General features: G+C 58.9%; 6 protein-coding genes, 1 pseudogene and 1 riboswitch. Of the genes and pseudogenes, 4 read left to right on the top strand and 3 right to left on the bottom strand.

The window, feature by feature from the left end; translation table 11 throughout:
• Window positions 1-90 precede the first annotated feature (90 nt).
• Together NKI17_RS26340 and NKI17_RS26345 are read right to left on the bottom strand one after the other, a co-directional pair.
• Window positions 91-405 carry a cysteine hydrolase family protein gene (locus NKI17_RS26340; protein WP_352644399.1) on the bottom strand — a complete coding sequence of 105 codons (315 nt, stop codon included), beginning with the start codon at window positions 403-405 and terminating at the stop codon, window positions 91-93.
• Complete coding sequence (locus NKI17_RS26345; RefSeq protein ID WP_352644401.1) at window positions 402-764, bottom strand: cysteine hydrolase family protein; 363 nt, start codon at window positions 762-764, stop codon at window positions 402-404. The genes NKI17_RS26340 and NKI17_RS26345 overlap by 4 nt, the downstream gene beginning before the upstream one ends.
• Between NKI17_RS26345 and NKI17_RS26350 the strand changes: the two genes are divergently transcribed.
• Window positions 754-1,110, top strand: a complete 357-nt coding sequence (locus tag NKI17_RS26350; protein ID WP_352907002.1) for a hypothetical protein — start codon at window positions 754-756, stop codon at window positions 1,108-1,110. The two genes, NKI17_RS26345 and NKI17_RS26350, sit on opposite strands and share 11 nt — an antisense overlap.
• Before the next feature lie 118 nt (window positions 1,111-1,228).
• Window positions 1,229-1,474 carry a DUF6074 family protein gene (locus tag NKI17_RS26355; RefSeq protein ID WP_084641544.1) on the top strand — a complete coding sequence of 82 codons (246 nt, stop codon included), beginning with the start codon at window positions 1,229-1,231 and terminating at the stop codon, window positions 1,472-1,474.
• Window positions 1,475-2,439: 965 nt separating this feature from the next.
• Here the strand turns inward: NKI17_RS26355 and NKI17_RS26360 are convergent.
• The gene (locus tag NKI17_RS26360; RefSeq protein WP_352907003.1) at window positions 2,440-2,895 is read right to left on the bottom strand and encodes a YybH family protein; all 456 of its coding nucleotides are present in this window, start codon (window positions 2,893-2,895) and stop codon (window positions 2,440-2,442) included.
• 1,142 nt (window positions 2,896-4,037) lie between these two features.
• On the opposite strand from NKI17_RS26360, the gene NKI17_RS26365 reads away from it, so the two are divergent.
• Both NKI17_RS26365 and NKI17_RS26370 read left to right on the top strand, forming a co-directional pair.
• Window positions 4,038-5,582 carry a Fic family protein gene (locus NKI17_RS26365; RefSeq protein ID WP_023679202.1) on the top strand — a complete coding sequence of 515 codons (1,545 nt, stop codon included), beginning with the start codon at window positions 4,038-4,040 and terminating at the stop codon, window positions 5,580-5,582.
• A 183-nt stretch (window positions 5,583-5,765) separates the two neighbouring features.
• Window positions 5,766-5,882: riboswitch (TPP riboswitch) on the top strand.
• A gap of 104 nt (window positions 5,883-5,986) precedes the next feature.
• Window positions 5,987-6,179, top strand: a pseudogene (locus NKI17_RS26370) (phosphomethylpyrimidine synthase ThiC); the annotation flags it as partial.

Here is a 6,179-nt window from a genome sequence, read left to right on the forward strand (position 1 = left end):
CCCCCCTGAACTCGCTCCTCGATCGCCTTCAGGAAATGGTCGGACGTCGATGTCCATCCAAAGAGTATCTGCACGAGCGTGATCGAGGCGTCATGATTGCTCCTTGAGGCGTTCCCAGGAGATGGGCTCGCTAGTGCAATCCGTTAGCAGTATGCAGTGATAGTCCCTGAAGAAGGCATCCCGAATTGTCGACTCCACACACACGCTGGTCGTGCATCCTGTCATGATGAGGTGTTTGATGCCTGCGGTCTTCAGAACAGAATCGAGTTCGGTCTCGTAGAAACCGCTGAACCGCGTTTTGTAGAGGACGACATCCCCTGCCTCTGGCTTGAGGTCGTTAACGATATCTGTTCCCCAGGTGTCGCGGATCAGAATCCGGCCCTCGCTACCGTCCGGGGCTGTCATGCTCTCACCGACCCGAAAGATCTGGAGATGTCGGATAGGTTGGGGGCGTCCGATGTCCCAAGGTCCGAGAGGTCGGAATAATACCCCATCTTCAGACAGACGATGGGCACTCTCAAATTGCGAGCGGCAGCTATTACGCTGGCAGTAGGGTCGACAGCCCGTTGAATCCCGGAGATATCGATTCCGGCTCTGTCGAACATTCCACCTTTGGAGCCGAAGTCATTTTGCATGTCCACCACGAGAACTGCAGCGTTAGCGGGATCAATTGAAATAGGTTGAGGCTTCGCGTCTATGACAAGTGGCTGCATTTTTATCCTCCCACCAGCATGAGGGTCGCTCTTTGCGCCCTTGGTTATCATGATCGGCCACCTACATCGCGTCAACAAAAGGGGGAGCTACATCCTGCTTGGGAGCCCCAGGAACAGCGGTTATACTGCTGCGCGGGGCAATGAAGTCGATCGGCTGACGATGCCGGAGCGTGCGGGCTTGCTCCGTCGCGCAGCAGCGACGATCAAATCCTATTGTGACGACATCGGCTATTCCGGAACGCCAGCCAATGACACCGGCTCTGACGACGTCGTCTTCGATCTGGAATCGATTGGGAGCATTGTCGAGATTTTTCCGGCCCTGAAGAGCGGAGATCGGCCCGCTCTTACCCATTCCTGCCCGACAGTTTGCGCCCAAGCCATCGCGCTCATTGGCTAATCGCGGCACCGTTCACCGCCCGCACAGAACTCTTACTACTACCAAAAAGAATACGCCGTTAACCAGATTTTCTAACCCGCCAATGCTTAATCGCGAGACTGAATGGGTGAGGTGATCGGTGTCAAACATAAGGGCGTTTCCGCTGTATCGGCGGCGGAAGTTGGTCGAGGGAGTTGCCCGCGTGCTGGAATCCAAGAACGGCGAGGAGGCGAATGCGTTCTGGCGCAGCACCGCCAAGACAATTCTCGTTCAGTTGTCCGAATCAGGAATTGCACCCGGGCGCGCCGAACAGGAAATTGGAACGCTTCTTCATGCCGTCTTACGCGAGATAGCCAGCCGGAGTGCTGCGAAACGCACACACTAGCGTCGACTCACGACGAATGATTGCCGCTTGCAGACTCGACTAGGCTTCGCACATGTTACTGCACTGCTCCCGTCGAATGCCAGGTTTCTCACCCCTCATTGCAATATGCGCAGCCGAACTGGCTCGACCAAGCCGGTTTCGGCAAAAGGCAGGCAGCTAGCGCGGCTCCCGCCCAAAAAGCCGGTTTCGAATATTTCATTGTTTACTCCAGCTGGCACGTGCCCGGTGGCAGCCAGCTGGAAACCTGGCGGAGCCAACCAATTGAGATCGTGAAACACTCCACTTACGCCAACGGTTAAGCTCGCTGCCTATCGCCGCGCTGGCCCTAATCACCGTCCGTCGCGGTCTATAATGGGTCGGCTGGCTGCTCCGCGTCGCAATGCTGATTGCCGAAGGACTGGCGCGGCCATGGACGGGCAAGCGCAGGTCCTGATGCGATGTTTGGTGAATCTGGTTTGCTGGGCTTGCATTCCATGGTGGCTCTATCGGCTGGAATAAGCTTCTGGCGGGCAGTGTCCGTTCGAATGATGCTTTTGCGTTGCCTTGAGCGCAAGTTTTTGGCCAGCCAGCCAGCGCCCCCTCTTAAGCATGCTGCTGGTCAAGGCCCAGCGGCCTCTAGCTGCTAGTCCCCCCTCAACCAAGCCGCTGGGCCATACCCGCTAGAGCGAAGCGTGCTGTCTCGCACATTAGCAATCCCTTGCTTAAGGCCGTGCACGCTCCAGACTCGTTTCATGAAGCGGGGAATTGGAATTGGCGACGTGGTCGCAATCACCGCGACTGATCAGCGATCCGCCAAATTGGCGGCAAATCCATTGGAAAGCGCGCCAGACCGAAGCTATACCGCGCGGTTAGCCGGTCCCCATCGTCCTGCCACTCGACAGCGCTGGCAATAGAGCACCAGATCCCGGTCAATACAGCCGCCCTACCCTTCGCAAGACGGTCGATGAGGGCCTGGATATCTATCCCTATTCGGCCGCACCTAAGTTCCAGATGTCCCGATGCAGGCGCCATGTCCCGTCGTCGCCCTTTTTCCAGACGACGAGATACTTGCCCGCGACGGTGGAGAGGGCGCCGCCTTTGCTCGGCACACCGAGCGTAAATGCGCCAACTTCGTAGGCGAGATTCCCGCTCCCTTCCACTTCCAGCGCCCTCAGGGTGAGATTCTTCATCCCGGCCTTGATTGCGCCCTGCCAGAATTCTTCCACGCCCTTGCGGTCATCGACGCGTTTGCCGTCGGGTGGCAGCAGGGCGGCATCGTCGGTATACATTTGACCTACCGCTGCTGCGTTTCCGCTGTTGAAGGCGTCCATGAATTTTACCAACGCCGCTTCGATGTCCTCACGAGCCGAGTGGGCGGCCGCAGACAATGCAGACGAAAGAAGCAGCACAGCAGCAAATGCAAATGACTGAACCAGTCTCATTTCGTCCTCCCTTGCGTGCCCGACATGCCCACCCGATGAATAGCGCCGACCCGAGGGCGCCGCGGCGTTCGATGGCCAGGCGCGGATTATATTAGACTTATCTGATATGACGGCGCAAGCGCAGCTGCGACCCTCTGAACGACCAGCGTAGCAGCTGCCGGAGAGCTTCAAAGCGGCGGCTACCGCCTCACTGCCCTCCTCGTCTCGACGAAAGAGTTCGTTCGAATGATGCTTTTCCGTGGCTTTGCTCGCAAGTTTTCGTCAGCCAGCACAGGGCCTCCTCTTACGCTCGCTGGTCGTCAAGGCCCAGCGGCCACTAGCTGACAGTCCCCCCGCAGCCAAGCCGCTGGGCCCCTCGACGTGGGGAACGAGCATTGGAGACGATGTCGCGCTTTCCGTTACAGCCCGAAGGCGGGTGACAGATGACCGCGTCAGCCTCTCCACCCCGAGCTACGATTTCACGCATTCGATCAGGCACAGCTCTCTCGGGCTAGCGCGCCAAGCATGAGTCAGCTCCCGAATGAGCAGGTGCCGCCCAGTTCAGCTTCGGCCCTTGGGCGCGCAAAGTATTGGGCGAGATCGATCGGCAGTCCGGTCGGCAAATTGGGGCAGCGATGGCGAGAATGAATGCCAGGAACTTCCCTTCGGTGCCGCTTCGTCGATCTGTTTGCCGAGAAGACGCGCGCGCTGCGTGCCGCCCCCCATACCGCAGAGAACTCACTTCAGGTCACACACACACACGACGCCACCGAGATCCTGCATCACTTTTCTACTCCGACGCCGCCACGTCACCAAGATCAGTCGCGAGCGTGATCGCGGCTATCAAATCGGGATCGCGCACCGGAGCGCTCTATGAGTGAGCCCCGAACGGCGCGCTCGAGCAATCCGGCTCGACGTAAGGCGGGCCATCTGTGCCGGCCTCGTGACTAAGAGACGGGCGAATGGCGGTTCCTGGACTCACCTTTCTGGTCTGAAGTCGCTTCCTTGAGCCGGTGGCGGAGTTCTTGCTTGATCGACTTCAGCACCGTTTTAGAATCGGTTTTCGGAAAATTTGTCTTGTGGCATCAATTTTCATGGGATAGGATCATTTTTCATAGGTTTTGGCCGACTAAACCAAAATTCGATGGAAGGATTCGCTTTTCATGCCTGCGGTGCAACAGCACCAATTTTCAGGTCCTGTTACCGTTTTTCAGGAAATCCGCCTTCCTGAAACGGCGACCCCGGCCGGGTACAGCGCCCTGATCGGAGCCTACAGGCTCGCCGCGCCCTTGCCCCGTAGGTTGTTCGCCACTGGCGAGCATCATCGCATTACCGAACGGGAAGGCTGGCGGATCATGACCCCCCGCCATGCCCCAAATCCTACCCTCGAAGGCCACCTGACCTTTGCGCTCAAGTACGAGGGACTGGACCTTGCCGTCCTCAAGCGGCTGTTCCAAGTGACCGGTCCCGCGCCGATCGAGGCGCTGGTCCGTGAAAGCCCGACCGGCAGTTATGCCCGCCGCATCTGGTTTTTATATGAATGGCTGAGGGGCGCGCGTATCGATCTGCCGGACGCGGAGGCCGGACGATACATTCCGGTTGTCGATCCCGAGCTGCAGTGGCCCGGACCCGACAAGACCGCTTCGCGCTATCGCGTAAGGGACAATCTCCCCGGCACGCGTGAGTTCTGCCCTCTGGTGTTCCGCACCAAGATTCTCGAAAAATTCATCGGCCTTGAACTACCGCGGCGCGCGGAGGCAATCGTAGCGGACGTGCCGCGCGACCTCCTTGCTCGGACCGCCGCCTTTCTTTTGCTCAAAGACTCGCGATCAAGCTATGCGATCGAGGGCGAGCACCCGCCGCAAGATCGCATCCAGCGCTGGGGCCGCGCCATCGGCGAAGCCGGCCGCTGGCCGATCGATCGCGATGAGCTGCTGCGTCTGCAAAGAATTGTACTTGGTGACGCTCGTTTCGTAAGACTTGGCTTCCGAAAAGAAGGAGGTTTCGTCGGTGAGCATGACCGAGACAACGGCACGCCCTTGCCCGATCACATCAGCGCTCGGCCCGAGGACCTGCCGCGGCTAATTGATGGAATGGCGGCGTTCGATCAGGGCCCCGCGCAAAAGCTTGATGCAGTCGTAGCCGCCGCAATCCTCGCCTTCGGCTTTGTCTACATTCACCCGTTCGAGGACGGAAACGGCCGCATTCACCGCTACCTAATCCACCACGTCCTTGCCATGCGCGGCTTCAATCCGCCGGGAGTGGTCTTTCCCGTCTCGGCCGCGATCCTGGACCAGATCAACGAGTACAGGGGCGTGCTCGAGAGCTATTCGCAGCGCCTTCTGCCGTTGGTGGAATGGGAACCGACGCCGCAATTCAACGTCCGGGTGCTGAATGACACCGGTGATTTCTACCGGTTCTTCGATGCAACCCCGCACGCCGAATTCCTCTATGCTTGCGTTCAGCGGACGATCGAACGGGACCTTCCCGAGGAAACCGCATTTCTGCAGCGCTACGATCAGTTCCGGCAGCAGGTGGACGCCTTTATCGACATGCCCGAGCGGTTGACCGATCTGCTCTTCCGTTTTCTTCACCAGAATGATGGACATCTATCGAACCGCGCGCGCGAAAAGGAATTCGCCGCGCTGACCAGTGACGAGGCAGGAAGAATCGAGGCGATCTACGCGCAAACCTTTGGTGCCCATTGAAGGTGTGATCATCAGGATTGATTTTTAGTCCGACGGTTTGCGATTCCCTTGTCCCCTGCCTTCATCTCCGACGCTTGACTTGTCGCCGAGACATGCACGATTTTTTCCGCACGGTCTGACCGGCCGCCGATCAGCCGCGGCCAGAACGCGCTTGACAAACCGGAGCCGTCCCGTCCAACCTCACGCATTCACCAGGGGAGTCCCGGCAAGGGGCTGAGATACTGCTGGCATTCGCGGCGCAGTGACCCGTTGAACCTGATCCAGTTCATACTGGCGTAGGGACGGTGCAAGCGCTTTGCGGGAGTTTACGCCCGAGGTCCTGTTTCAGCAGGTCGCTAGAAGCGTCTTTTCATCCTTCCGGCACAGAACTGGGTCTCCAATGCAACGAGCAAAGGAGCCTCAAGATGAATGCTCTCACCCCCGCCGTCTCGACGGGACCGCTGCCTGCCTCACGCAAAATCCACAAATCCGGTACCATCCACCCGCAGCTCAGGGTGCCGATGCGCGAAATCTCCGTCCATCCGACGGCAGGCGAGCCGCCGGTGACCGCTTACGATCCGTCCGGCCCCTATACCGACCCGACTGTCGAAACCAGCA

It is taken from the genome of Mesorhizobium sp. M0816, assembly GCF_040320005.1.
GTDB lineage: Bacteria > Pseudomonadota > Alphaproteobacteria > Rhizobiales > Rhizobiaceae > Mesorhizobium.